The sequence below is a fragment of the Streptomyces rapamycinicus NRRL 5491 genome, assembly GCF_024298965.1.
GTDB lineage: Bacteria > Actinomycetota > Actinomycetes > Streptomycetales > Streptomycetaceae > Streptomyces > Streptomyces rapamycinicus.
This window is the reverse complement of sequence record NZ_CP085193.1, coordinates 3,570,517-3,596,952: the sequence shown is the minus strand read 5'-3', so window position 1 is coordinate 3,596,952 and position 26,436 is coordinate 3,570,517. Positions and strand designations below refer to the sequence as shown.

The 26,436-nt window shown below is 73.8% G+C and carries 19 protein-coding genes; 6 read left to right on the top strand and 13 right to left on the bottom strand.

Annotated elements, in window-relative coordinates; all coding sequences use genetic code 11:
* Positions 1-26: 26 nt before the first annotated feature.
* A complete protein-coding gene (locus LIV37_RS14475; protein ID WP_020867874.1) occupies positions 27-1,085 on the top strand; it encodes a PLL family lectin in 1,059 nt (352 codons plus the stop codon).
* A 428-nt stretch (positions 1,086-1,513) separates the two neighbouring features.
* Here the strand turns inward: LIV37_RS14475 and LIV37_RS14470 are convergent, their stop codons facing one another.
* The 5 genes from LIV37_RS14470 to LIV37_RS14450 all read right to left on the bottom strand — a co-directional run bounded on the left by LIV37_RS14470 (position 1,514) and on the right by LIV37_RS14450 (position 8,002).
* Positions 1,514-3,643, bottom strand: coding sequence for a 3-hydroxyacyl-CoA dehydrogenase NAD-binding domain-containing protein (locus LIV37_RS14470; protein WP_020867873.1), 2,130 nt, complete (start codon positions 3,641-3,643; stop codon positions 1,514-1,516).
* The gene (locus LIV37_RS14465; protein WP_020867872.1) at positions 3,640-4,857 is read right to left on the bottom strand and encodes a thiolase family protein; all 1,218 of its coding nucleotides are present in this window, start codon (positions 4,855-4,857) and stop codon (positions 3,640-3,642) included. Before LIV37_RS14465 ends, LIV37_RS14470 begins: the two co-directional genes overlap by 4 nt.
* Before the next feature lie 168 nt (positions 4,858-5,025).
* Complete coding sequence (locus tag LIV37_RS14460) at positions 5,026-6,303, bottom strand: ribonuclease D (RefSeq protein WP_121825474.1); 1,278 nt, start codon at positions 6,301-6,303, stop codon at positions 5,026-5,028.
* Between the two features lie 114 nt (positions 6,304-6,417).
* Positions 6,418-7,077, bottom strand: a complete 660-nt coding sequence (locus LIV37_RS14455; protein ID WP_020867870.1) for a response regulator transcription factor — start codon at positions 7,075-7,077, stop codon at positions 6,418-6,420.
* Positions 7,078-7,270: 193 nt separating this feature from the next.
* A complete protein-coding gene (locus tag LIV37_RS14450) occupies positions 7,271-8,002 on the bottom strand; it encodes a DUF3000 domain-containing protein (RefSeq protein WP_121825475.1) in 732 nt (243 codons plus the stop codon).
* A 91-nt stretch (positions 8,003-8,093) separates the two neighbouring features.
* Here LIV37_RS14450 and hemE point away from each other — a divergent pair, with 91 nt between their 5' ends.
* Together hemE and LIV37_RS14440 are read left to right on the top strand one after the other, a co-directional pair.
* Entirely contained in the window at positions 8,094-9,200 is a 1,107-nt protein-coding gene (gene hemE, locus LIV37_RS14445) for a uroporphyrinogen decarboxylase (RefSeq protein WP_121825476.1), read from the top strand.
* 43 nt (positions 9,201-9,243) lie between these two features.
* Positions 9,244-10,779, top strand: a complete 1,536-nt coding sequence (locus LIV37_RS14440; protein ID WP_020867867.1) for a hypothetical protein — start codon at positions 9,244-9,246, stop codon at positions 10,777-10,779.
* 473 nt (positions 10,780-11,252) lie between these two features.
* Here LIV37_RS14440 and LIV37_RS14435 read toward each other — a convergent pair whose 3' ends face one another.
* The 4 genes from LIV37_RS14435 to LIV37_RS14420 form a co-directional block, all read right to left on the bottom strand.
* On the bottom strand, positions 11,253-12,644 hold the full coding sequence (locus tag LIV37_RS14435) for an FAD-dependent oxidoreductase (protein ID WP_121825477.1): 1,392 nt from the start codon (positions 12,642-12,644) through the stop codon (positions 11,253-11,255).
* Between the two features lie 43 nt (positions 12,645-12,687).
* A complete protein-coding gene (locus LIV37_RS14430) occupies positions 12,688-14,139 on the bottom strand; it encodes an MFS transporter (RefSeq protein ID WP_020867864.1) in 1,452 nt (483 codons plus the stop codon).
* Positions 14,140-14,248: 109 nt separating this feature from the next.
* On the bottom strand, positions 14,249-15,088 hold the full coding sequence (locus LIV37_RS14425; RefSeq protein WP_020867863.1) for an IclR family transcriptional regulator: 840 nt from the start codon (positions 15,086-15,088) through the stop codon (positions 14,249-14,251).
* On the bottom strand, positions 15,085-16,266 hold the full coding sequence (locus LIV37_RS14420) for a 4-hydroxybenzoate 3-monooxygenase (protein ID WP_020867861.1): 1,182 nt from the start codon (positions 16,264-16,266) through the stop codon (positions 15,085-15,087). Before LIV37_RS14420 ends, LIV37_RS14425 begins: the two co-directional genes overlap by 4 nt.
* Before the next feature lie 109 nt (positions 16,267-16,375).
* On the opposite strand from LIV37_RS14420, the gene LIV37_RS14415 reads away from it, so the two are divergent.
* The 3 genes from LIV37_RS14415 to hemQ are packed head-to-tail and all read left to right on the top strand — an operon-like array spanning position 16,376 to position 20,560.
* Complete coding sequence (locus tag LIV37_RS14415; protein WP_243146448.1) at positions 16,376-18,307, top strand: IclR family transcriptional regulator domain-containing protein; 1,932 nt, start codon at positions 16,376-16,378, stop codon at positions 18,305-18,307.
* Positions 18,304-19,839, top strand: coding sequence for a protoporphyrinogen oxidase (gene hemG / locus LIV37_RS14410; RefSeq protein ID WP_020867858.1), 1,536 nt, complete (start codon positions 18,304-18,306; stop codon positions 19,837-19,839). The genes LIV37_RS14415 and hemG overlap by 4 nt, the downstream gene beginning before the upstream one ends.
* Positions 19,840-19,843: 4 nt before the next feature.
* Positions 19,844-20,560, top strand: coding sequence for a hydrogen peroxide-dependent heme synthase (gene hemQ / locus LIV37_RS14405; RefSeq protein ID WP_020867857.1), 717 nt, complete (start codon positions 19,844-19,846; stop codon positions 20,558-20,560).
* A 256-nt stretch (positions 20,561-20,816) separates the two neighbouring features.
* Here the strand turns inward: hemQ and LIV37_RS14400 are convergent, their stop codons facing one another.
* The 4 genes from LIV37_RS14400 to LIV37_RS14385 form a co-directional block, all read right to left on the bottom strand.
* Positions 20,817-22,676: an alpha/beta hydrolase gene (locus LIV37_RS14400; protein WP_121825478.1), complete on the bottom strand. Its 1,860-nt coding sequence runs from the start codon at positions 22,674-22,676 to the stop codon at positions 20,817-20,819.
* 94 nt (positions 22,677-22,770) lie between these two features.
* Positions 22,771-23,577 (bottom strand): TIGR04222 domain-containing membrane protein, encoded by an 807-nt coding sequence (locus LIV37_RS14395; protein ID WP_020867855.1) that lies wholly within the window; start codon positions 23,575-23,577, stop codon positions 22,771-22,773.
* A 376-nt stretch (positions 23,578-23,953) separates the two neighbouring features.
* Positions 23,954-24,955 carry a TIGR04222 domain-containing membrane protein gene (locus tag LIV37_RS14390; protein WP_121826044.1) on the bottom strand — a complete coding sequence of 334 codons (1,002 nt, stop codon included), beginning with the start codon at positions 24,953-24,955 and terminating at the stop codon, positions 23,954-23,956.
* A gap of 5 nt (positions 24,956-24,960) precedes the next feature.
* A complete protein-coding gene (locus LIV37_RS14385) occupies positions 24,961-26,301 on the bottom strand; it encodes an MbnB/TglH/ChrH family RiPP precursor modification enzyme (protein WP_020867853.1) in 1,341 nt (446 codons plus the stop codon).
* Positions 26,302-26,436 lie beyond the last annotated feature (135 nt).

Below are 26,436 nucleotides of genomic sequence, written 5' to 3'. Positions count from 1 at the left end.
GCTCGGGGAAGGGTTGGCAGCGGGCCATGGCGTTGCGGTTGCTCCGCGGCAAGGACGGCAGGCTCACGGCCTACGCACCGGTGACGGGCGGTGTCGCCCGCTGGACCGAGGACCGCCCCGGAGGGGCGGAGTGGTCGGGGCCGTGGTTGATCGAGGTGTCCGGCCGCCTGGCCGGGCTGACCATCGTTCAGAGCCCCGAGGGCTACGCCCATCTGGTGGGGCTTCGGCACCGGCCGGGCGGCGGCGCCGGCGAACCGGCGCACGTGGACATCGTCCACGCCACCCAGTTCCAGTCCGGCCGCCCGCTGACGGCGTGGCACTCACTGGGCACCCCGCATCCTAGGGACGCCCGCAAGGCCGAGCGGACCGGCCCGCCGGCCGCGGCGGTGGACTCCTCCGGCGCCCTCCGCGTCTTCGTGCGCAACGCCGGGGGCGGGGTGAGCGCGCGGCGGCAGGACCCCAAGGGCACGTGGGAGCGCTGGACCGATTGGAAGGGCGCGCACGTACTGGGCGGCATGTCGGCGGCCGCGACCGCCGACGGCCGTCTCGAACTGCTCGCACCGGCCGGGAAGGGCGCCGCGCTGCGCTGGTACCAGCCCACGCCCGGCGCCGCTCCCAAGCGGGGTGAGGACGTCCCCGCCGACGCCCGGCCGGATTCGGCGTCCATGGTGGAGAGCAGCCCCGGCACCCTCACCCACTACTGGCGTGACGCCCGCAGTGGTGAGGTCATGGCCTGGCGGCCGGACGCCCCGGCCCCCGCGCCGCTGGGCGGGGCCACGGGCACCGGCCCGGTCGCCGCGGTGCGCGCCATGGTGGACGGTCACGACTGCACCGTCCTGGCCCACCAGGATCCCGCGGCCGGTGGGCTGGCCGTCGCCGCCCACCCTTGCGAGGACGAGGCGGCGGGGGTGTGGTGGACGCCCTCGGGCGAGCAGGGCGCCCACACCCCGGCGCTGGCGCTGGACGCCCAGGGCCGGGTGGTGCTGGCCGCGCTGGCGCTGGACGGAAAGCTCCTGGTGGCCCGTCAGAAGACCGACGAGCGCGGGCTGGCACTCCGGGCCTGGACCCGCGTGGGAAGCGGCTGAGCGGCGCCACAGCGCCGCTGAGGGCCCGTTCGACGCGGCGGCCCGGCACCCGCAGAAGGCGGACCCGATCGGTTTCCCGCCGCCCTGGGCGTGATCCGATCGGCGGGAGTGCCCGGCCCTGGCGTGATTCGACCGGTGGGAGTGCCCCGCCCCGGGAGTGACCCGACCGTCAGGAGTGCCCCGCCCCTGGCGTGACCCGACCGGGCGTGATCCGCCCCGGATAGGCGTGGCGGGTGTTCGGCGCCGGGCGGTGCTCCGGCCGCGGCGTATGGCGCGGGTGGTGCGGGCGGGGCGCCCTCCGCCGGGGCGCGCGGGCGCCGCCGCCGGTGGGGCGGGGCGGCGGCGCCGGTGGGGCGGGTCCCGGAACGCCCAAGTGCCGGACGGGCCTTCGCCCGCCCGGCACCCGGGTACGCCATGCGCCGCCGACGCTACGCGGGAACGCTCGCCACGCCCCGCGCCAGGAACGTCTTTCCGTTCACCCGGTCCGAGACGCCCTCGCGGTCCAGGTACGGCGTGATGCCGCCCAGGTGGAAGGGCCAGCCCGCGCCGGTGATCAGGCACAGGTCGATGTCCTGCGCCTCGGCGACGACGTCCTCTTCGAGCATCAGCCCGATTTCCTGCGCGACCGCGTCCAGCACCCGGGCGCGCACCTGCTCCTCGGTGAGTACGGTGTCGCCCTGCTGGAGCAGCGCGGCGACCTCCGGGTCCAGCTCCGGCTTGCCGGAGTCGTGGACGTAGAAGCCGCGCTTGCCCGCCTCGACCACGCGCTTGAGGTTCTCCGAGACCGTGAAGCGGTCCGGGAACGCGCCGTGCAGGGTCTCGGAGACATGCAGGCCGATCGCCGGGCCGACCAGCTCCAGCAGCACCAGCGGGGACATCGGCAGGCCCAGCGGCTCGATGGCGCGCTCGGCGACGTCCACCGGGGTGCCCTCGTCGATCACGTTCTGGATCTCGCCCATGAAGCGGGTCAGGATCCGGTTGACCACGAACGCCGGGGCGTCCTTGACCAGGACGGCCGTCTTCTTCAGCTTCTTGGCCACGCCGAACGCCGTGGCCAGCGACGCGTCATCGGTCTTCGCACCGCGGACGATCTCCAGCAGCGGCAGGATCGCGACCGGGTTGAAGAAGTGGAAGCCCACGACCCGCTCGGGGTGCTTGAGCTGGGACGCCATCTCGGACACCGACAGCGAGGAGGTGTTGGTGGCGAGGATGGCGTGCTCCGGCACGACCGCCTCGACCTCGGCGAACACCTGCTGCTTGACGCCCATCTCCTCGAAGACGGCCTCGATGACGAAGTCGGCGTCGGAGAAGGCGGCGGCCTTGTCGAGAGAACCGGTCACCGCGGCCTTGAGGCGGTTGGCCCTGTCCTGGTTGATCCGGCCCTTGAGCAGCAGCTTGTCGATCTCGCCGTGGACGTACTCCACGCCCTTGTCGATCCGCGCCTGGTCGATGTCGGTCAGTACGACCGGCACCTCGAGACGCCGCGCGAACAGCAGCGCCAGCTGCGAGGCCATCAGGCCCGCGCCCACGACGCCCACCTTGGAGACCGGGCGTGCCAGCGACTTGTCCGGCGCGCCGGCCGGGCGCTTGCCGCGCTTCTGCACCAGGTTGAAGGCGTAGATGCCGCTGCGCAGCTCGCTGCCCATGATGAGGTCGGCGAGCGCCTTCTCCTCGGCCTCGTAGCCCAGGGCGAGGTCGCCGTTGCGCGCGGCGTCGATGATCTCCAGCGCGCGATAGGCGGCCGGGGCCGCCCCGTGCACCTTGCCGTCGGCGATGGCGCGGCCGCGCACCACGGCCTCGTGCCAGGCGTCGCCGCGGTCGATCTCGGGCCGTACGACCTCGATCTCGCCCTTGAGGACGGCGGCGGTCCAGATCAGCGACTGCTCGAGGAAGTCCGCGCCTTCGAAGATCGCGTCGGCGATCCCGAGCTCGTAGACCTGCTCGCCCTTGAGCTGCTTGTTCTGGTTGAGCGAGTTCTCGATGATGACGGAGACCGCGCGGTCGGCGCCGATCAGGTTCGGCAGCAGGGTGCAGCCGCCCCAGCCGGGCACCAGGCCGAGGAACACCTCGGGCAGCGAGAAGGCGGGCAGCGCCGCGGAGACGGTGCGGTAGGCGCAGTGCAGCCCGACCTCGACCCCGCCGCCCATGGCCGCGCCGTTGTAGTACGCGAAGGTGGGCACGGCGAGTGCGGACAGCCGCTTGAAGACGTCATGGCCGCCCTTGCCGATGGCCAGCGCGTCCTCGTGGCGCTTCAGCAGCTCCACGCCCTTGAGGTCGGCGCCGACGGCGAAGATGAACGGCTTGCCGGTGATGCCGACACCGGTGATCTCGCCGTCCGCGGCCTCCTTCTCGACCTGGTCGATCGCCGTGTTGAGGTTGGCGAGCGAGGCCGGGCCGAAGGTGGTGGGCTTGGTGTGGTCCAGGCCGTTGTCCAGCGTGATGAGCGCGAAGCGGCCCGCGCCCTGGGGGAGATCGAGGTGGCGGACGTGCGCCTGTGTCACGACCTCGCCCGGGAAGAGCTCTGCCGCTCCCTTGAGAAGCTCTGCGGTGTTGGTCACTTGTTCCCCTCGAAGTGCGGGTTCTCCCAGATCACGGTGCCACCCATGCCGAAGCCGATGCACATCGTGGTGATGCCGTAGCGGACCTCGGGGCGCTCCTCGAACTGCCGTGCCAGCTGCGTCATCAGGCGGACACCGGAGGAGGCCAGCGGATGGCCGTAGGCGATCGCGCCACCGTACTGGTTGACGCGCTCGTCGTCGTCCGCGATGCCGTAGTGGTCCAGGAACGACAGGACCTGGACGGCGAACGCCTCGTTGATCTCGAACAGGCCGATGTCCTCGATGGACAGACCGGCCTTCGCCAGGGCCTTCTTGGTGGCCGGGACCGGGCCGTAGCCCATCACCTCGGGCTCGACACCCGCGAAGGCGAACGAGACCAGGCGCATCCTGACCGGCAGGCCGAGCTCCCGGGCGAAGTCCTCGGAGGCGATCAGCGAGGCGGTGGCGCCGTCGTTGAGCCCCGCGGAGTTACCGGCGGTGACCCGGCCGTGCGGGCGGAACGGGGTCTTCAGCGTGGCCAGGTTCTCCAGCGTGGTGCCCGGGCGCATCGGCTCGTCGGCGGTGGCCAGGCCCCAGCCCAGCTCCCCGCCCTCGGGGGAGGTGCGGCGCACCGAGATCGGCACCAGGTCCTGCTGGATCTTGCCGTTGGCGTACGCCTTGGCGGCCTTCTCCTGGCTGCGCACCGCGAACTCGTCGGCGCGCCGCTTGGAGATGTGCGGCAGCCGGTCGTGGAGGTTCTCCGCCGTCATGCCCATGAACAGGGCCGACTCGTCGACCAGCTTCTCCGAGACGAAGCGCGGGTTGGGGTCGACCGCCTCGCCCATGGGGTGGCGGCCCATGTGCTCGACACCGCCCGCGACCACGGCGTCGTAGGCGCCGAAGGCGATGGATCCCGCGGTGGTGGTCACGGCCGTCATCGCACCGGCACACATCCGGTCGATGGCGTAGCCGGGGACGGACTGGGGCAGTCCGGCCAGGATGCCCGCGGTGCGGCCGATGGTCAGGCCCTGGTCGCCGATCTGCGTCGTCGCGGCGATGGCCACCTCGTCGATGCGCTCCGGCGGCAGATCCGGGTTGCGGCGCAGCAGCTCCCGGATGCACTTGACGACCAGGTCGTCGGCGCGGGTCTCGTGGTAGATGCCCTTCGGGCCCGCCTTGCCGAATGGGGTCCGGACGCCGTCGACGAAGACGACGTCCCTAGCGGTACGAGGCACGTTGGCTCTCCTCCAGGTGCGGGATGGCACTGCTGCGGGCACGCCGGGGGCGCGCCGTCACACCCTCATGCTACTTATGAGTAACCAAGCTGCCCAGTCCCCACCGCCGGAGGGTTGAAGGTCACAGCCGTGGACCGGCGGCGGGGCCGCCGGTCCACGCGCGTCACATCACGCGGGGGGCGTCAGCAAGGCGGCTGTCAGCACCGGGGTCACCTGGTCGATCTGCCAGGGGCGGGCACCGTGACCTGCGAGAACGGACGCGATCGCATCCGTCGTCGGCTCGGCGGGCGGCTCCCAGCACAGCCGCCGGACGGTGTCCGGGGCGATCAGGTTCTCCTGCGGAAGATTCAGCTGTTCGGCCAGCTGGGTGACGGCCGCACGCGCCGCGGAGAGCCGCGCCGCGGCCGCCGGGTCCTTGTCGGCCCACGCCCGCGGCGGGGGCGGACCGGCCACCGGCTGGCCCGGCTGGGGGAGGTCGGCCTCCGGCAGCGCCCGCGCCCGGTCCACCGCGGCCTGCCACTGTTCCAGCTGGCGCCGGTTCATCCGGTGGCCGAAACCGTTCAGCGCGGTCAGCGCCCGGACGTCTCCCGGCAGGGCCAGCGCGGCCTCGACGATGGCCGCGTCGCCGAGCACCTTGCCCGGTGAGACATCGCGGCGCTGGGCGATCCGGTCCCGGGCCGTCCACAGCTCGCGCACCACGGCCATCTGCCGGCGCCGCCGGACCTTGTGCATCCCCGACGTACGCCGCCAGGGGTCCTTGCGCGGCGGGGCGGGCGGGGCCGCGGCGATGGCCGCGAACTCCTGGTGCGCCCACTCCAGCTTCTCCTGCCGCTCCAGCTCGTCCTCCAGCGCGTTGCGCAGGTCCACCAGCAGCTCGACGTCGAGCGCGGCGTAGTGCAGCCAGGGCTCGGGCAGCGGGCGGGTGGACCAGTCCACGGCGGAGTGACCCTTCTCCAGGGCGTATCCGAGGATGTTCTCGACCATGGCGCCGAGCCCCACCCGGGCGAACCCGGCCAGCCGGCCCGCGAGTTCGGTGTCGAAGATCCGGGCCGGGACCATGCCTATGTCCCGCAGACAGGGCAGATCCTGGGTCGCGGCGTGCAGGACCCATTCGGCGTCGGCGATCGCGGCGCCCAGACCCGAGAGGTCGGGGCAGCCGACGGGGTCGATCAGTGCGGTCCCCGCTCCGGCCCGGCGCAGCTGGACCAGATAGGCCCGCTGTCCGTAGCGGTAGCCGGAGGCGCGCTCGGCATCGACGGCCACCGGGCCGTGGCCCGCGGCGAAGGTCGCGATGACCTCGGCCAGCGTGTCCGCGTCGGCGGTGACGGGCGGGATGCCCTCGCGCGGCTCCAGCAAGGGGACCGGCGCCGGGGGGAGGTCGTCCGGAGGAGCGCCCCCGGTGGTTCGCAGTGTCGTCTCTGCTGCGGTCTCTTGGGCGTCGGTCACCTGTCAAGGGTAGCTGTGTGCGGGGAGTACGCAGGGCGCCCGTCGACGGAACGTTCCGTCGACGGGCGCGGGGGGTGGTGGGCGGCGGCGTGGCGGCCGGGCGGGCGGTACGGGTCAGTGGATGATTCCGGTCCGTAGCGCGACCGCGACCATTCCCGCCCGGTCTCCGGTGCCCAGCTTGCGGGCGATCCGGGCGAGGTGACTCTTGACGGTGAGCGCGGACAGGCCCATCGAGACGCCGATGGCCTTGTTGGACTGGCCCTCCGCAACCAGCCTCAGCACCTCGACCTCGCGGCCCGACAGCTCCCGGTAGCCACCCGGGTGGCCGGGGGTGCCCGGCGGGCGGCGGTGCATCCGGGCGGCGGCGCCGAGCGGGGCGGCGCCGGGGCGGCCCGGGATGCCGAGGTTGGTGCGGGTGCCGGTGACGACATAGCCCTTGACGCCGCCGGCCAGTGCGTTCCGTACGGCGCCGATGTCATCGGCGGCGGACAGGGCCAGCCCGTTGGGCCAGCCCGCGGCGCGGGTCTCGGACAGCAGCGTGAGGCCGGAGCCGTCGGGGAGGTGGACATCGGCCACGCAGATGTCGCGTGGATTCCCGATGCGGGGACGGGCCTCCGCGATGGACGACGCCTCGATGACGTCGCGCACCCCGAGGGCCCAGAGGTGGCGGGTGACGGTGGAACGAACGCGGGGGTCGGCAACGACCACCATGGCCGTCGGTTTGTTCGGGCGGTAGGCGACCAGGCTGGACGGTTGCTCGAGGAGAACAGACACCAGGTCCTCCTGGGGAAGTGGTGGGACGGGTCACCACGTCCTTCGGCACCGATGCGGCCGGGCTTTAGAGAATGATCACGATTTGGTGAGTAACAATTCGGGCAATTAGGACGACTGATCGATCGTGCTCGATCTTTTTCAGGACATCCGGAAGTTCAGCGCCTTTTTTCGAACATCCCGAACATCCTGAAGTTCAGCGCGCCTGAGGGCCCCTCCGCTGCGGCAGTGAGACGACCCCCGCCTCCGTGGCCCCCGCCGGAGGCAGGCCCGCGATCTGGCACAGGAGGTCGCACCACGCGGCCAGGTGTCCCGCGGTGTCCGGCACGCCCAGCCGTTCGGCGGCGCCCTCTCCCGTCGGCTCCGGGCGGCGTGGGCCGGGGTGGGCCGGTTCGGGGGACGGGTGGTCGGACGGGGTCCAGGAGGCGCGGATCTCGATCCGGGTGGACGGCTCCCGCTCGCCCATCGCGCCGAAGAAGTGCGAGCTCGCCCGGGTGACCGTGCCGCTGGGCTCCCCGTAGGGCAGCCCGCGCGCCTCCAGCGCGCCGGTGAGCCAGGACCAGCACACCTCGGGCAGCAGCGGATCCGCCGCGATCTCCGGCTCCAGGTCCGCGTGGACCAGCGTGACGAGGCGGAAGGTGCCGCGCCAGGCGTCGTGCCCGGCCGGGTCGTGCAGCAGGATCAGCCGCCCCTCGGCCAGCTCCTCGTCATCGCCGGCCGCGCCGGTGACCACCGCCTCCAGCGCGTACGAGTAGGGTGCGAGCCGACGCGGGGGTGGGGTCGGATCGAGCTCCACCTCGGGCCGCACCCGCACACCGCGGAGCGCGGTGACGGCATGCCGGAAGGCGGGAGGAGTGTCCTCACCGCCCGCGTCCGTGCCGTCAGGGCCGTCAGCACCGTTCGAGAGGTGTCCTTGAACCGCTGCCATGCCCGGAAGACTAGGCGCACTGAGGGCCCTAACCGGGGAGGAACACCCGGGTTGGCGGGTCACTCGTTCGGCCCGTGCGAAAATCTGGGGCATGAGCGCCAACGAGCGGCCCCCGGGTCAGCAGCAGACCGGCCTTTCCGCGGCCGGTGCCACAGCCGATTCGGCCTTTCTGCGGGCCTGCCGCCGGGAGCCGGTGTCCCATACACCTGTGTGGTTCATGCGGCAGGCCGGGCGCTCGCTTCCGGAGTACCGCAAGCTGCGCGAGGGCATCGCGATGCTCGACTCCTGCACACGGCCCGACCTGGTCACCGAGATCACGCTCCAGCCGGTGCGCCGCCACCGGGTGGACGCGGCCGTCTTCTACAGCGACATCGTCGTGCCGCTCATGGCCATCGGCATCGACCTCGACATCAAGCCCGGAGTCGGACCGGTCGTCGAGCGGCCGATCCGCACCCGCGCCGATCTGGAGCGGCTGCGTCCGCTCGATCCGGACGATGTGAAGTACGTCACCGAGGCCATCGGGGCGCTCGTCGGCGAACTCGGCGCGACCCCGCTCGTCGGCTTCGCGGGCGCCCCCTTCACGCTCGCCAGCTATCTGATCGAGGGCGGCCCCTCGCGCAACCACGAGCACACCAAGGCGCTCATGTACGGCGACCCGGCGTTCTGGGCCGCGCTGCTGGACCGGCTCGCCGACATCGCCACCGCCTTCCTCAAGGTCCAGATCGAGGCGGGCGCGTCGGCCGTCCAGCTCTTCGACTCCTGGGCGGGCGCCCTGGCCCCCGCCGACTACCGCCGCAGCGTGCTGCCCGCGTCCTCGAAGGTCTTCGCCGCCGTCGCCGGATACGGCGTGCCGCGCATCCACTACGGCGTGGGCACCGGTGAGTTGCTCGGGCTGCTCGGCGAGGCGGGCGCGGACGTCGTCGGCGTCGACTGGCGGGTGCCGCTGGACGAGGCCGCCCGGCGGGTCGGCCCCGGCAAGGCGCTCCAGGGCAATCTCGACCCCGCCGTGCTCTTCGCCCCGCGTGCGGCCGTCGAGGCCAAGGCGGACGAGGTGCTGGAGGCGGCCCGGGGGCTGGAGGGGCACATCTTCAACCTCGGCCACGGCGTGCTGCCCAGCACCGATCCGGACGCGCTCACCCGACTCGTCGAGTATGTGCACACACAGAGCGCATCACGCGCACCTTCTGTGAAGGTCTGAACCAAGCGGGAACCCGCGTGCCTCCCGTGGCGTCGTGAGGGGCATGACCGACATGCCCGCCACCGCGCTGTCAGCCCCGCAGGAGTCGCCGGAGTGTGTCCACTTCGTCGACGACTGGCACGGCATCCTCCACGAGACCGACGGCGGGGACGCGGACCGGGTCGTACTGGACTGTGCCAGGCGGCTGGCGGCCGATCCCGCGGGCGAGGAGGCGTACGCCTGGACGCTCGGGCTGGTCATGATGGCCGCGCACATCGGCCGGTTCTCCCGTAAGGACGTCGCGGCGGCGGCCCTGGAGGCCCTCCACACCACCGACCGGCGGCTGCGCGAAGCCCCCTGCGCCCACCGGACGCATCCGTACGAGAGCGATCTGGACGACCGGATCGACCACTTCGTGGACGATCTGCCGCTGCTCACCAACGGGTTGGCCGAGGACCAGGACCCCGACTGGGAGGACGACGCCACCAAGGAGCAGTGGCTGTGCCCGCGCGACATCGCCGGGTACGCGCGGGTCGCCATCGACATCATCGCCCCCGGCAGCGTGGGCGGCATCCCGCCCCGGCTCCCGGTCCGCGACGCGCGCCGCGCCGAGGATCTGCGCTCGATCGTCTGGGACTACCCGAGCGCGGCGGTGGACCCCGCCCAGGAGCTGTCCGCCTACGCCAGGAACCTGGTCGCCAACCCCCTGGGCTACCACCGCGCCGGGCTCGTGGTCGTCCTGCACGCCGCCTGCTGGTACGCCGCCAGCGGCCGGATCCGCGACCGGCGGGTTCTGGACACCATGGTCGACGCCCTGGAAGCGGTGCTGCCCGGCCTCGGCGACGCCTCCTGCGCGCACGGTCAGGGCGAGCACCCCGAGGTCGGCCGCGACACCGCGGAGCAGGCCACCGTGGGCATCCATCTGCTCAGCCCCGGCGGCCGGGGCGTCTACCGCCACTGGCACCGGGAGGAACTGGAGACGGCGCCGCTGGAGGCGTGGCTGTGCCCGGCCTTCCTCGCCGCGATCGCCCGCGAGGCGCTGGACCATCTGCGCACCGGCCGTGAGCGGCTCTTCGGCCGCCGGGACACCGCCCACCTTGACGAAGTTCTGCTACGCCCCGACGGACGCCTCGACATCGAACGGCTCACCCACGCCGTGCGGTTCCGCTGCCGCGACGGGCAGGCCGCGGAGGACGCCGGGCTGTGGGCCGCGCGGCGGTTCGCGGCGGGCCCGGCCGATCCGCGCGAGCGGCTGGCGCTGCTGCTGGTGGCCTGCTGGTCGGTGACCTCGGGCGAGGAGGCCCCGCCCGAGGCCGTCCACCGGGATCTGCGGGCGATCCTCGGCGCGGTGCGGACCGGCCCGGCGGCCGGGTCCTGCCCGCACGGGGACGCGCACCCCTGGGAGGTGCTGGCCGAACTGGCGGGCCGCCGTCACTTCGGCTTCCACGAGGACCCTTACGGCGCCCATCTCAACCATCTGTACGCACCCGGGGAGTACGACACGCCCGAGCCGCCCTTCGATCCCGAGGCGTGGGGCTGCCCCCGCCATGTGGCCGAGCGGGTCCGGCGGGCGTTGCGGATCATCGACGGCGCGCACTGAGCGGCGGCGCGGGGGCCCACGGGACTCGCCGCCTGCGGCGGTCTGCTCCCCTCCCCGCCCCTCCCCACAACTGGGGCTCCGCCCCAGACCCCTGCCGGGGCTTCGCCCCAGACCCCTGCCGGGGCTTCGCCCCAGACCCCTGCCGGGGCTTCGCCCCAGACCCCTGCCGGGGCTTCGCCCCAGACCCCTGCCGGGGCTTCGCCCCAGACCCCCCGCCGGGGCTTCGTCCCTGGCCCCCGCCGAGGCTTCGCCCCAGACCCCCCACTGGGGCTTCGCCCCGGGCCCCCGCGGGGGCTCCGCTCCCGGCCGTCACGGGGGCTCCGCCCTCGGCCCTCACGGGGACTCCGCCCCAGACCCCCGCCGGGGCTCTGCCCCCCACCGGGGCCCGGGGCTTCGCCCCAACCCCCGGTGGCCCGGGGCGAAGCCCCTGCTACGTGGCGTCCGCCGGATACCCGTAAGGGTGTGCCCCGTGCTCAGCGGCGTTCCGTTGCCCTTACCGTCGCCGCCGCCTTGCGGGCTGCCACCAGTACCGGGTCCCACACCGGGGAGAACGGCGGGGCGTAGCCCAGGTCCAGGGCGGTCATCTGTTCCACCGTCATTCCGGCGGTCAGCGCGACCGCCGCGACGTCCACCCGTTTGCCCGCGCCCTCGCGGCCGACGATCTGTGTGCCGAGCAGCCGTCCCGTGCGTCGTTCGGCGAGCATCTTCACCGTCATCGGCCGGGTCTCCGGGTAGTACCCGGCGCGGCTGGTCGCCTCGATCGTGACCGCCTCGAACTGGAGGCCCACGGCGGCCGCTTCGGCTTCCAGCAGTCCGGTGCGGGCGATCTCCAGATCGCAGACCTTGCTGACGGCCGTGCCGACGACGCCGGGGAAGGTCGCGTAGTCGCCGCCCACATTGGAGCCGATGACCTGCCCGTGCTTGTTGGCGTGGGTGCCCAGCGGAATGTGCCGGGTGCGGCCGGAGACCAGGTCGAGGACCTCGACACAGTCGCCGCCCGCCCAGATGTTGTCGTAACCGCGCACCCGCATGGCCTGATCGGTCAGCAGCCCGCCGTATTCGCCCACCGGAAGCCCCGCCTCCTGGGCGAGCCCGGTCTCCGGGGCCACCCCGAGGCCCAGGACCACCAGATCGGCGGGGTATTCGCTCATCTTGGTGGCCACCGCCCGCACCCGGCCGTCCTCGCCCGTGACCACCTCGGCGACCTCCGCGCCGGTCACGGTGTCGATGCCGAGCCCCGACATCGCGTCGCGCACCAGCCGTCCCATGTCGGGGTCGAGCGTGGACATCGGCTGCTCACCGCGTTCCAGGACGGTCACCCGGGAGCCGCGCTGCATGAGCGCCTCGGCCATCTCCACCCCGATGTACCCGGCGCCGATCACCACCGCCCGCTCGGCCGGGGTGGCCTCCAGGGACTCCAGCAGCGCCCGCCCGTCGTCCAGGGTCTGCACCCCGTGGACGCCGGGGGCGTCGATCCCGGGCATCCCGGGGCGGCGCGGCCGGGCGCCGGTCGCGATGACCAGGTCGTCGAAGCCGTACCACTGCTCGCCCTCGCCGCGCGGATCGAGGTCCCGCGCCAGGACCCGCTGCCCGGCGAGGTCGATCTCGACGACCTCGGTGTGGGTCCGTACGTCGATCCCGCGGCCCCGGTGGGTCTCGGGCGTCCGGGCGACCAGTTCGTCGGGGCCGTTCACCAGCCCGCCGACCCAGTACGGGATGCCGCAGGCGGAGTACGAGGTGAACTGGCCGCGTTCGAAGGCGAGGATCTCCAGCTCGCCCCGGCTCTTGAGCCTGCGCGCCCGCGACGCGGCGGACATGCCCGCCGCGTCGCCTCCGATGACCACCATGCGTCGTGCCGCCGTCATGTATGCCCCTCCGCCACTGGATGTCCGGCTATAGGGCACCAAGTTAAGCGCGCGAGGTCTGCTCCCGGATCAGCATGTAGAGCACGGCGCTGACGAGCATCAGCGCGCCGTCGATGTAGACCGCGTTCGTCCAGCTGCCGTAGTGGTCGAAGAGGCTGCCGCTGAGCGCCGGGCTGATCACCGCGCCGATCTCCCCGACCAGGTTGAACAGCCCGAAGGCCGCGCCGCGTTCGGTCGCGTCCACCACGTCGTTCAGCAGCGCGTGTGCCATCGGCTGGAGCGCGTTGAAGAACAGGCTGGAGACGAAGAGCAGGATGGACATCACCCAGAGGGAGGGCTTCTCATGGGTCTGCAGATACGCGGCGAACACCAGCACCAGCACCCCCTGGACCACGGTGAACGCGATCAGCAGCGGCCGCCGCCCCCACCCCCGGGCCTTCGCCCGGTCCGAGAGCATGCCCCCGGCCGGGAAGCCGAGGATGCCCGCGCCCGCGTTGAAGGTGGCCACCAGGGCGGCGTTCTGGAACGAGCTGTGGGCGGCGTCCGCGACGATCGACACCGACCAGAAGCTGAAGAACCACAGATTCCACATGACCGCGATGAAGGCGAAGCTGAGCAGCAGCACATTGCGGTTCCGCGAGACCGCGCCCAGTCGGCTGCTGCGCCGGGCGAAGATCGCCCCGATGAGCACGAACGCCAGCACGCACTCGAGGATGGCCACGCCCCAGCTCGGCATCCCCGCCCCGTCGGCGATCAGATAGACCGCCATGACCGCGGCGCACAGCACCGCCGAGATCCCCAGCAGCCGCAGCGTGGAGCCGGTGGCCTTGAGCGGGCCGCCGATGCGGCGCATATAGACCGCCGTGGCCCAGCCGAACGCGAGCGTCGCGGCGCCCAGCACCAGGAACGGCATCCGCCAGGCGTCCTCCTCGCCGAACACCTCCCCGCCCCAGTCGATCAGGTATGGCGCGCTGATGGTCGCGACCGTCAGCCCGATGGACAGCCCGGTGATGGCCACGCCCATGCCGAGACCGGCCTTCGCGGGCGGGGTCCGCTGGGCGATCAGCGAGCGGTCGTTGGAGTAGAAGACGCCCTCGCCGAGCCCGGTCAGCACCCGCAGCACCACGAAGGCGATCAGCCCGCTCATCATGCCGCTGGCCAGCGTCGCGACCCCCGCCCACAGCAGCGAGACCGCGAGCATCGTGCGGTGCCCGAAGCGGTCGCCGAGATAGCCGCCGGGGAACTGGGTGAGCATGTAGCCCGCGAAGAAGAGGCTGCCGATCAGACCGCCGAGCGCATGCGGATGGCTGGCGGAGCCCAGCATGCCGTGGTCGTGTTCGATCAGCCAGGTGACGACCGGGCCGGTGATGGTGCGGTCGGCGTACGAGAAGAGCCAGCCGCCCAGCAGCATGGCCCACAGAGTGTGATAAGGCTGCCAGCCGCCGCGGGGCGCCTCCCGGCCCTGCGCGGTGGGCTCTGCGGTCACTTCGGGCATGTCTCCATGTCCCCTCTCGGGCCTGGGCGTGTATCGGCTCGGCGGCTTGGCCGGTGCCACACAGAATGTGGCCGGACATCGGGCGCGGCAAGGCGCGTTGGCGGGTCTTTCACCGACCGGAAGCCTCCGCGACGGGGTCTTGCCCCAGGGCGGCGGCGAGGGTACGTGAGATGCCGTGCGCGGCGACCCGTACGGCCGGGATCAGCCCCGGGGCCCGCCCCTCCGCGGCCGGCACCACCACCGACAGCGCGGCCACCACCTCCCCGCCCGGCCCGCGCACCGGGGCGGCGATGGACAGCCCGTCCATGGTGATCTGCCGGTCGCTGACCGCGATCCCGGTGCGCCGCACCTCGGCCAGGGTGGTCCGCAGCCGGTGCGGGTCCTGGATCGTCATCTCGGTGTAGCGGCGCAGCGGGCGGGTGCACACCCGCTCGTACAGCCGTGGCGGCCCGTACGCGAGCAGCACGAGACCGACGCCGGTGGCGTGCAGCGGCCAGCGGCTGCCGACCCGGGTGCGCACCTGGACCGCCGAGTGACCCGAGATCAGCTCGACATAGACCACCTCCAGGCCGTCCCGCACGGCGAGCTGGACGTTCTCGTGGGTGGCCTCGTACAGGTCCTCCATGAACGGCAGGGCCGCCTCGCGCACCCCGACCCCGCGCGGGGAGAGCGTCGCCACCTCCCACAGCCGCAGCCCGATGTGGTACGCCCCGGTGGCGTCGCGCTCCAGGGCGCCCCAGCGGGTGAGCGAGGCGACCAGCCGGTGCGCGGTGGCCAGCGGCAGCCCGGCGCGCCGGGCGAGGGCGGTGAGGGACAGCGAGCGGTGCGAGGCGTCGAACGCGTCGAGGACCGCCAGCATCCGGCCCGCGACCGAGCGGCCGCCGTCCCGGCCGTCGCTGGCGCGGGTGCCCGGCGGGCTGATGGGGATGAGGGGACCGGAGGCGGTCATGACAGCGGGAGGCCGACGTAGTTCTCGGCGAGCTCGGCGGAGGCGGTGGGGGAGGAGGCGATCCGCTCCAGCCGCGCGATCCGCTCCCGGTCCTCGAACGGGGTCTCGTCCGGGCGGCGGTGGAGCGTGTCCGTCATGAAGTACGAGAACCGCTCGGCCTGCCAGACCCGGCGCAGACAGGTCCGCGAGTAGCCGTCCAGCAGCTCGGACGAGCCGGTCTCCTGGTGGTGGATCAGGGCCCGGGCCATCGTGATCACATCGGTGACCGCCAGGTTGAGCCCCTTGGCGCCGGTGGGCGGCACGATGTGCGCCGCGTCGCCCGCCAGGAAGAGCCGGCCGTGGCGCATCGGCTCCTGGACGAAGCTGCGCATCGGGGTGACGGAGGTGGCGGTGATCGGGCCGCGCTCCAGCGTCCAGTCCCCGTCGAGCGCGAAGCGGGCCGACAGCTCGTCCCAGATCCGCTCATGGGACCAGTCGCCGGGGTCGGTGCCGCCCGGAACCTGGAGGTAGAGCCGGGAGACATGGGCGGAGCGCATGCTGTGCAGGGCGAAGCCGCGCCGGTGGCGGGCGTAGATCAGCTCGTCGCAGGACGGCGCCACGTCGGCCAGCACTCCGAGCCAGGAGTAGGGGTAGGTGTGCTCGAAGGCGCGCACCCGCTCGGCGGGGATCGCGCGCCGGGCGATGCCGTGGAAGCCGTCGCAGCCCGCCACGTAGTCGCAGCTCAGGGTCTGTTCGCGGCCCTCGTGGCGGAAGCGGATGACGGGCGCGGCGGAGTCCGGCTTCTCGATGGCCAGCGCCTCGGCCTCGAACAGCAGCGGGGGACCGCCCGGCTCCGCCAGCTGGAGCGCGATCAGATCTTTGACGATCTCGGTCTGGGCGTAGACCATCACCGACTTGCCGCCGGTGGCGGAGGGGAAGTCCACGCGGTGGCCGCGGCCCTCGAAGCGCAGCTCGATGCCCTGGTGCGGCAGCCCCTCGCGGTCCAGCCGCCCGCCGGCGCCGCACTCCCGCAGCACATCCACGGTGCCCTGCTCCAGGATCCCGGCCCGCTGCCGCCGCTCGACATACGCCCGGTCCCGGCTCTCCAGCACCACGCAGTCGATCCCGGCGCGGTGCAGCAGCCGGGCGAGCAGCAGCCCGGCGGGTCCGCCGCCGATGATGCCGACGGTCGTGCGCATCACATCGTCCCCTTGCTGTGGTGGTCCGTGTCGCTGTGGTGATCCATGCGGCCCGTTTCGCCTTCGCCACTTGTTCGCTGAGTGAAACTTCGTTCATAATCGGCTGGTGATGAGTTTCAGCCCGGTGCCACCACCTGTCAATGGCCCCGTCGGGCCTCTCGAGCGCGGCCTCGCCGTGCTGCGCGAGCTGACCCGGCTGGCCGCGCACGAGGGACGGACCACCGTCCGGCCCGGTGATCTCGTGCGCGGCACGGGGCTCGCCCGGTCCGTGGTCGACCGCGTCGTGGGCACGCTCGAACAGCTCGGTTACATCACGCTCGACGGCCGCGACATCGGCCTGGCGGTCCGGCTGATGGAGCTGGGCAACGCGTATCTGGCCGCGAGCGGACTGCCCGCCGCGCTCGGCCCGTTCGCCGAGCGGCTCGCGGACGGGCTCGACGAGTCGGTCTCGGTCGCCGTCCCCGACGGCGTCGGGGTGCGCTTCGTCGTCCAGGTCACCCGCCGCCGCACCATGTCCCTCGCCTTCCGGATCGGCGATCTGCTCCCCGCCGAGCGCTGCTCGCCCGGCGCGCTCTTCGCCGCCGAGTGGTCCGGGGCCGACTGGGCCGCCTGGCACGCGCGCCGCGCCGAGGACCCCCTGGACACCGCGTTCCCGGCCGTCCCGCCCCGCCACCGGCCCGCGTCCGGCGAGGCCTTCGAGGCCCGCGTCAAGGAGGCCGCCCGGGACGGCTGGGCCATCGACGACCAGCTGATCGAACCGGGCCTGGTGGCGGTTTCAGTTCCGGTGCGGGACGCCTCGGGCCGTATCGTCTGCGCGGTCAACGTGGTCAGCCACACCAGCCGCCATGACGTGGACTCGCTGCGGGCTGCGGTGCTGGGGCCGCTGGGTGCGGAACTCCCGGCGATGGAGGCGGCATTGACGGCTCGTCGGCCACGGCTGGCTGCCTCGGTTGCCTCGGCTGTCTCGGGGGCTTCGGCTGTTTCAGGTGCTTCGGCTGTTTCAGCTGTTTCGGTCGCTTCGGGTACGGGGGACTCCGGCACGGCACTGGGCGAGGACCCCGCGCGGATGGCCAAGCGGGAGCTGGGAGCGGGCTTCCTGCAGTCCCTCGCGCGCGGACTGGCCGTGCTGCGGGCCCTGGGCGGGGCGGCTCCCGGTGGGGCGGCTCCCGGTGGGGCGGCTCCCGGTGGGGCGCTGGGCCCGGGCCAGGGCGAGGCCCGCGCGGTGGAGGACGCGGCGCGCGGCGCGTCCGGCGCCACCGGGAGCATGACGTACGGCCTCGTCGGCGCCGGGCCGGGCGGCGGCCGGGGCGGGGGGATGACGCTCAGCGCCGTCGCGGAGGCCACCGGGCTGGCGCGGGCCACCGCCCGGCGCTCGCTGCTCACCCTGGTCGAGCTGGGGTACGCGGAGGCCGACGGCCGGACCTTCCGGCCGCTGCCGCGCGTGCTGGAGCTCGGCTACGCCCCCCTGGCGGAGCTCGGCTTCACCGACATCGCCCAGCCGCACATGCGCGAACTGGTCCGCACCGTCCATGAGTCGGCGTCCCTGGCCGTCCTCGACGGCGGCGACATCCGCTACATCGCGCGCGTCCCCACCGTCCGCATCATGAGCGTCAACATCACCATCGGCACCCGCTTCCCCGCCTACGCGACCTCCATGGGCCGGGTGCTGCTCGCGGGCCTGGACGCCGACGCCCGCGCCGCCCACCTCGCCGGGGTGCGGCCGGAGCCGCTGACCCGGCACACCGTGACCGGCGCGGCCGAACTGGCGCGCGTCGTGGAGCGCGCGGCGGCGGAGGGGCACGCCCTGGTCGACCAGGAGCTGGAGGAGGGGCTGCGGTCGCTCGCCGTGCCCGTGAGGGACGCGCGCGGACGTGTGGTGGCCGCGCTCAACGTGGCGACCCACGCAGGCCGCGGCACCGCCGACAGCGCCCGCGGCGAACTCCTCCCGGCACTGCGCGCCACCGCGGCCCGTATCGAGGCCGACCTGGCCACGGCCTCGGCGCATCATGCCCTGGGGGCGGGTGAGAGAGTGGGGGCATGAGAGCGGCGAACACTCCGGGGGCGGGGCGCACCGGCCATGTCGTGGTCATCGGCGGCGGAATCGCGGGCCTCGCGGCGGCCCACCGGCTGCTGGACGGCGGGGCGCGGGTGACGGTCCTGGAGGCGTCGGGGCGGCTCGGCGGCAAGCTGTGCTCGGGCGAGATCGAGGGCGTACCGGTCGACCTGGGCGCCGAGTCGATGCTCGCCCGCCGCCCGGAGGCGGTCGAGCTGGCGCGCGCCGTGGGCCTCGGCGACCGGCTGCAGCCGCCCGCGACCGCGACCGCCTCCCTCTGGACGCGCGGCGGGCTGCGCCCGATGCCCAAGGGACATGTGATGGGCGTCCCCGGCGATCTGGAGCCGCTGGCCGCGTCCGGCGTGATCTCGGAGGAGGGACTGGCCAGGATCGCCCGCGACCGCGAGCTGCCGCCCACACCGGTGGGCGAGGACGTGGCGCTCGGCGGGTATCTGGCGGAGCGGCTCGGCCGCGAGGTCGTGGACCGGCTGGTGGAACCGCTGTTGGGCGGGGTGTACGCGGGCGATGTGTACCGCACCTCGATGCGCGCGTCGGTCCCCACCCTCTTCGAGGTGGCGCAATCCGGCCGCCCGCTGACCGAAGGCGTCCGGGAGCTGGCCGAGCGCTCCGCGCGGCGGCAGGACGGCCCGGTGTTCATGGGCATCGACGGCGGGATCGGGCGGCTGCCGCTCGCGGTCGCCGACGCCGTACGGGCCGCGGGCGGCGAGATCCGCACCGGGGCGCCGGTACGGGAGCTGCGGCGCACGGCCGACGGCTGGACGGTCGTGGTGGACGGCGCGGGCGGTGCGGGCGGTACGGGCGGTACGGGCGGCGCGAAGGGTACGGACGGCACGAACGGCGTGGACGGTGCGGACGGCCCGCCGGTGGTGGCGGCCGACGCCGTGGTGCTGGCGGTGCCCGCGCCCGCCGCCGCGCGGCTGCTGGCCGCCGGGGCCCCGGCCGCCTCCGCCGAGCTGGCCACCGTGGACTACGCCTCGATGGCGCTGATCACCATGGCCTTCCGGCGCACCGATATGGTCTCGCTCGCCGAGGGCAGCGGCTTCCTGGTGCCGCCGGTCGACGGCCGGACGATCAAGGCGGCCACGTTCTCCAGCCGCAAGTGGGGCTGGCTGCGCGACGCCGGTCCCGATCTCTTCGTGCTGCGTACCTCGATCGGGCGGTTTGACGACGAGGCGGATCTGAAGCGGGACGACGCCGATCTGGTAAGGATGTCGCTCGGCGATCTCGGTGAGGCCGTCGGCCTGGCGGCGAAGCCCGTCGCGAGCCGCGTGGACCGCTGGGACGGCGGACTGCCCCAGTACCCGGTGGGCCATCTCGACCGGGTCGCCCGCATCCGCGCCGAGGTCGCCAAGGTGCCGGGGCTTGCGGTGTGCGGCGCCCTCTACGACGGGGTGGGCATCCCCGCGTGCGTCGGCAGCGCCCGTAAGGCGGCCGATGAGCTGCTGGGCGCCCTGGCGGGCCCCCTGGAGCCGGGCGCCGGAGCCGGAGAGCGAGAATAGGGCCATGACTGCTGCACCTGAGAAGACTCCCAACGCCGGTAAGAAGGCCAAGGACCTCAACGAGGTCATCCGCTACACCCTGTGGTCGGTGTTCCGGCTGCGCGATGTGCTGCCGGAGGACCGCACCGGCTACGCCGACGAGGTCGAGGAGCTCTTCTCCCAGCTCGCCGCCAAGGACGTCACCGTGCGCGGCACCTACGACGTGTCCGGGCTGCGCGCCGACGCGGACGTCATGATCTGGTGGCACTCGGAGACCTCCGACGCCCTCCAGGAGGCGTACAACCTCTTCCGCCGCACCCGGCTGGGACGGCACCTGGAGCCGGTGTGGTCCAACATGGCGCTGCACCGCCCGGCCGAGTTCAACAAGTCCCACATCCCGGCGTTCCTCGCGGACGAGAACGCGCGCGAGTACGTGAGCGTGTACCCGTTCGTCCGCTCCTACGACTGGTACCTGCTGCCCGACGAGGACCGCCGCAGGATGCTCGCGGACCACGGCAAGATGGCCCGCGGCTACCCCGACGTGCGCGCCAACACGGTGGCGTCCTTCTCGCTCGGCGACTACGAGTGGATCCTGGCCTTCGAGGCGGACGAGCTGCACCGGATCGTCGACCTGATGCGCCATCTGCGGGGCTCCGAGGCGCGCCGGCACGTACGCGAGGAAGTGCCGTTCTACACCGGCCGGCGCAGGGCGGTCTCCGAACTCGTCGCCGGCCTGGCCTGACGCCCCCTTACGGGGCATCCGGCGGGTCTTCCTCCCCGCTCCTTCCCATCACCAGGGGCTCCGCGCCTGGACCTCGGACGCCGGTTTCCTCGCCTGCGACGCGGCGGATGACCGCGCACATCCGGGTCGTCGGACCGGGGTCTGGGGCGGAGCCCCAGTTTCGGGAAGGGGCGGGGTGGGGAACAGCCCGCCGCAGGCGTCACAATCCGGCGATCAGGACGGCCTCACGTCGTCCCGTACCGGCCCTGGCGCCCTCCTACGGCGTCCCCGGGATCGCGGCCGGTTGCTTGCCCGATTCGGGCAGCGGGGCCGGTTCCGGCAGCGGTGCGGGCTCCGGGCGCGGGGCGCAGAAGGCGGACCGGCCCGGGGTCTTCCCGGTCAGCAGATAGGTGTCCACATGGCGGTTGACGCAGTCGTTCGGACCGCCCCACAGACCATGCGTCCCCGCCTTCCGCTCGGTCACCAGCGAGGAGCCGGGCAGCCGGTGCCACAGCTCCTTCGCCCCCGTGTACGGCGTGGCCGCGTCCCGCTCCGCTGACAGCAGCAGCACCGGCGGCAGCGCGACGCGCCCGGTCCGGGGGCGGGGGCCCACGGCCTCCAGGTTCCCCACGTCGAGGGGGCGGCCGGGCTTCAGCGGCCAGAAGGCGCACGGCAGGTTCATCGCCACGTTGTCCCAGGTCTCGAAGGGCGCGCGGCGGGCGAGGGCGGTGTTGTCGCGGTCCCAGGTGGCCCAGGCGCGCGGCCAGGGCGCGTCGTTGCACTCCACGGCGGTGTAGACGGCGTTGCCGTTCTCGTCGTCGGCTGCCTCCGCCGGATCGGGCGCGGCGAGTTCGGCCAGCGGCTCGGGGTCGCCGCGCAGATACGCGGCCAGCGCCCGGGCGGCAGGATCCCAGTAGGCGTCGTTGTAGCCGGTCCTCAGGAACGCGCTCTGGAGTTGCGCGGTGCCGACGACCCCGCCCGCCGGCTTCCGCGCCAGCCGGCGCCGCGCCGTGTGGTACGAGGCGAGCACCCGGTCCGCGGTGGCGCCCAGGTGGTAGACGGCGTGGTGCCGGGCGACCCAGCGGCGCCAGTCCCGCCAGCGCCGCTCGAAGGCCAGCGACTGGTCGAGGTTGTCGCGGTACCAGATCCGCCCGGGGGCTGGGTTGACCACGCTGTCGAAGACCATCCGGCGCACCCGCCCCGGGAAGAGCGTGGCGTAGACGGCCCCGTAGTACGTGCCGTACGAGGCGCCGACGAAGGTGAGCCGCCGCTGGCCCAGCGCGGCGCGCAGCACTTCCAGGTCGCGGGCGTTGTTCAGCGTGGTGTAGTGCGCGAGCGCGCGGCCCGAGCGGCGCACACAGCCCCGTACGTAGGCGCGCGCCCGCGCCACCAGCCGCCGTTTGAAGGCGGCGGTGGGGTGGGGCGGGGAGCTGGTCGGCGCCTTGGCGTAGGCCGACGGCCGCTGGCAGGACAGCGGGGCGGAGCGGCCCACACCCCGTGGGGCGTAGCCGACGAAGTCGTAGGCGGCGGCCACCCGGCGGAAGGCGTCCTCGGCCGCGTACTCGGGAAACGCCATGCTGGAGGCGCCCGGCCCGCCGGGGTTGTAGATCAGCGCGCCCTGACGCCGGGCCTTGGGGCCGGTGGCCCGGATCCGGCTGACGGTGAGGGAGATGTGCTTGCCGCGGGGATGGGCGTAGTCGAGCGGTACGGAGACCTTTCCGCAGGTGATGGGGGCGGCCAGCGCCTCGGCGCGGGGGCAGCGGTGGAAGGCGGTACCGCGCTGTGCCGCGCGCCGGGCGGCGAACGCCACGCCACGGGTCGCGGCCGCGTCGCCGGGCGGGGCGGCGGCCGGGGCGGCCGAGGCGGGTGGGGCGGACCAGGTGGTCCAGGTGGGGGCGACGGGGGCGGCGGTGGCGGCGGGGGCCGAACGGGTCGCGGAGGGCGCGCCCGCCGCACCGGCCGGGGCCGCGGTGGACCTGGTGGACGCGGTGGGCGTTGCGGGGATCGTGGCGGTGGGGGCGGTGGGCGCGGTGGGCGCGGCGAGCGGGCGGCCGGTGGCGGGCGCCGCGAGCAGCGCGCTCATGGCCAGCGACAGGGACAGCGGCCCGAGGATGCCGTACAGCGCTGCTGCTCTCACTGGCCGTCCCTTCGTGCATCGCGCGATGAACGCGATGAAAGGGATATTTGGCGCGCCGGACGACCATGTAAAGCACCGGGCCGCGGTGTCGGGGTCAATGACCCCAATGCGTCTTCAGGGCCGCGCGCAGCGCCGGGTCGGGAAGGGCGGCGGTGCCGTGCACGGCGAGCGCGGTGAGCAGGTCGCCGTCGTCGTCAGCGCCGTCCGCGTCGGCGCCGGAGCGTTGGGCGAGGTTTCGTCGCGGCGGCACGTCGATCCGGCCCAGCAGCCGCTGACCGGCGGGGGAGGCCCACCGTGAGTACGGATGCGCCTCGACCCGGGCGATCAGCAGACAGCTCGCCGTCAGCAGCAGCGGCAGCACGAACCACGCGGCAACCGGACCGCGCCCGTCCGCGGGCGGCACCAGCAGCAGCGCGGCGGCCGCCGTCACCAGCACCAGCAGGCAGGCCGCCCGCACATGCCGCACCGCGACCGCCACATTCGTACGGGCCGAGGCGGGCACCGCGAGCCCCGCCGCCACCAGCCGGTCGCCCAGCGCCCGCACCGGGGCGGCCGTGACGAGCGCGACCCGCACCGGTCGCACCGGGGCCTGCCCCTCCGGCCCTATCGCGCTGATCACGGCCCGCTCCAGCTCGTCCCGCCCGTCCGGATCCACCACGGTGACCCAGCCGGTGTGCGCGAGCAGCAGCCGCCGCTCCCGGTACATCGTGACGAGGGTCAGATCCCCCACCCGCTGCGGCCCGCCGGACAGGAACGCCGCCTCGTACAGGCTCAGGCCCTTCCCGTCCGCCCCCGGCTCGGGCTCCATCGGCTGAGCGGCGGCCACCGCCGCCAGGCACAGCCGCGTGCAGCTGACGACCGCCGCGCCCCACGCGACGAGCAGGAAGAGGACCCACAACATGGCCGAGTTTCTACTCGACCCGGCCACCACCGCGCCACAGTTTTCACGATATGAACGACTCGCGCGCATGCGGATCGCTCCGTGCGGGCCCGCGAGGGGGGTCCGACGGATCGCGCCGCCCGCGGCGGGCCGCTCCCCTCCCGCCCCTTCGCTCAACTGGGGCTCCGCCCCGGACCCCGGCCGGACGACCCGGATGTGTGCGGGCGTCCGCCCACGGCTGTCCGTCCAGGGGCGTTGGACACAGCCGTCCGCCGCGTGGGAGCGCCGACCGTGATCAGCCCGCCGGTGCAGGTGTTCGCGGTGGCGACTCGGCTCGTCGAGCGCCGGGGTCCTGGGGCGAAGCCCTTGCCACGCGACGGAGCCGCAGATCGATGCTTCAGCCGCCGCCCCCGCAGCCGCCGCCCCCACCACCACCACCGCAGCCGCCGCCCCCGCCGCAGCCCGAACCGCCGCCGCCTCCGCCGCAGGACGAGCCGCCGCACGAGGAGCCTCCGCAGCCGGATCCGCCTCCGCCGCCGCCTCCACCTCCGCACCACGATCCGCCGCCGGAGTCCGAGGGCCCCGACGACCCCGAGTCGGTCGACGACCCCGAAGCGGCGGGCACCCTTTGCGCGTCCAGCAGTTGGGCCCGCAGCAGCGGATCGTCCGTCAGGGCGGCAGCACCGGTCAGCGCGACGACGACCGCCAGGGGGACCGTCGCCGGATGGCCGACGGACCGGGCGCGCCGTACGCCGATCCCCGACTCCCTCCGGTACGTCGCCAGCGTCCGCTGCCCGGTGGCGGTCAGCCTGCGCTTGCCCGCACCGGCGCAGATTCCGCCGATGAGGAAGCCGGTGAACAGCGCGGGGGCGATCAACAAGATCAGCGGAGGCCCGCTGTCGGCGACGGAGCCGATGCTGATCAGGGCGGCCAGAAACACCCCCGTCGCGCACAGCCCGATCTGCGTCCGCGCCACGCCCCGCCAGAACCGGAGGGCGTCCGGCCGTACCATCAGCCCGCGCCCCGCCAGCTGGTCGCCGATCGACTGCACCACCGGACTGCGCATCAGCTCCCGGCGCAGCCACTTCAGGCCGCCGTGCGGGGAGATGGCGCACAGCCGCAGCAGCTCCTCCTCGACCGGGCCGCGCGCGACCGGCTGCCGTACCGAGACCACGCCGGGGTCGCCGATCGCCAGCCGCCCGTCCGCGTACATCGTGCTGATCACGGTGTCCGCCACCCGCCCCGGCCCGCCCGCCAGGAACGCGACCTCCAGCAGGTCGTGTGCCCGGGCGTACACCGGCTCCGAGACCTCCCTGCGCCGGGCCCGGACCGTTCCGGAGATGAGCATCACCGACGACACGGCGACCGCCAGGTAGACCAGGGTCACGATCGCGCCCATGCCGCTCACCGCCCCCCGCTCAGCGCGAGCCGGACCCGGCGGGCCAGCCGCGCCGCCGGATGGGACGGCAGGGGCGCGGGCCCGGACCGCTCCTGCCACCACAGCGTCAGCCGGCGCCGGGCGGCCGCGTCGTCGGGCCGGCCGTCCGCCAGCAGATGTTCGGCGAACGACATCGCGTCGCGGCGGTAGCCGCCGGTCATCGCGCGGCCGTCGGCGTACCGGGCGAACGCCGGACGGTAGCCGGTGCCCAGGATCTCGGGCAGTTCAGGCGCCACCTTGGCGATCACGGACGCCCGCTTGGCGGTCAGCGCCGCGCTCTGCACCCGCAGCCGCCGCCGGTCGAAGCCCTCGGGCGGTGGGGTGCCGCCGACCAGCGCGGACAGCAGCGCGGCCTGGGCGAGCGCCAGCCGCTCCCGGACGGCGTCCGGCACGGGAGCGCCGGGCGCGGCGGACGCCCGCGCCGAAGCCTCGACGGCCCCGCCCCCGTCCTCGGCCCCGCCCCCGTCCTCGGCTCCCGCTCCGGCCCCCGCCGCCGTCACCGCGCGGATCGCGTCCAGCTCGCCCGCGAGCTCCTCGGCCGCCGGGAAGTCCTCGTCGCGCTCCAGCAGCACCCCGGGCGGCGTCGTACGGGCGCACAGCTCGGCGAGCACGTCGAGCACCGGCTGGGTCACCGGATGGGCGTGGCTGTCGTGCCACACCCCGTCCCGTTCCACCCCGCCCGCCACATGGACGTAGGCGATCGCCGACGTGGGCAGCTCGTCCAGCGCCTTGGCCGGGTCCTCGCCCCGGTTGACGTGGTTGGTGTGCAGATTGGCCACGTCGATGAGCAGCCGCACCCCCGTGCGCTCCACGAGCTCGGCCAGGAACTGGCCCTCGGTCATCTCCTCGCCGGGCCAGGAGATCAGCGCCGCGATGTTCTCCACCGCGAGCGGCACCGGCAGCGCGTCCTGCGCGATGCGCACGTTCTCGCACAGCACGTCCAGCGCGTCACGGGTCCGCGGCACCGGCAGCAGATGCCCGGCCTCGAGGACCGGTGACGCGGTCAGCGGCCCCCCGGCCCTGACGAACGCGATGTGCTCGGTGATCAGCGGCGAGCCCAGCGCCTCGGCCCGCTCGGCCAGCGCCCGGAGGCGGCCGGGGTCGGGCCGTTCGGCTCCCCCGAGGCCGAGCGACACCCCGTGCGGGACCACCGTGGTCCCGCGCTCGCGCAGCCGCCGGAGCGCGTCCGGCACATGGTCGGGGCAGATGTTCTCCGCCACCACCTCCACCCAGTCGATGCCGGGCAGCCGCGCGATGTCGTCGGCGATCTCCGGTCGCCAGCCGATTCCGGTACCGAGGCGCACCATGGCTCCCCCTCCTCGTTCCGTACCGCGTCCCCCGCGGTGTGTTCTCGCGTGTCGGGGTGATGACCCCATACAGGGAGGACGAACCCCCCGGCCGCATGGTTCAGAGGTTCATTTGAGCTTCGGAGTGTCACGGCG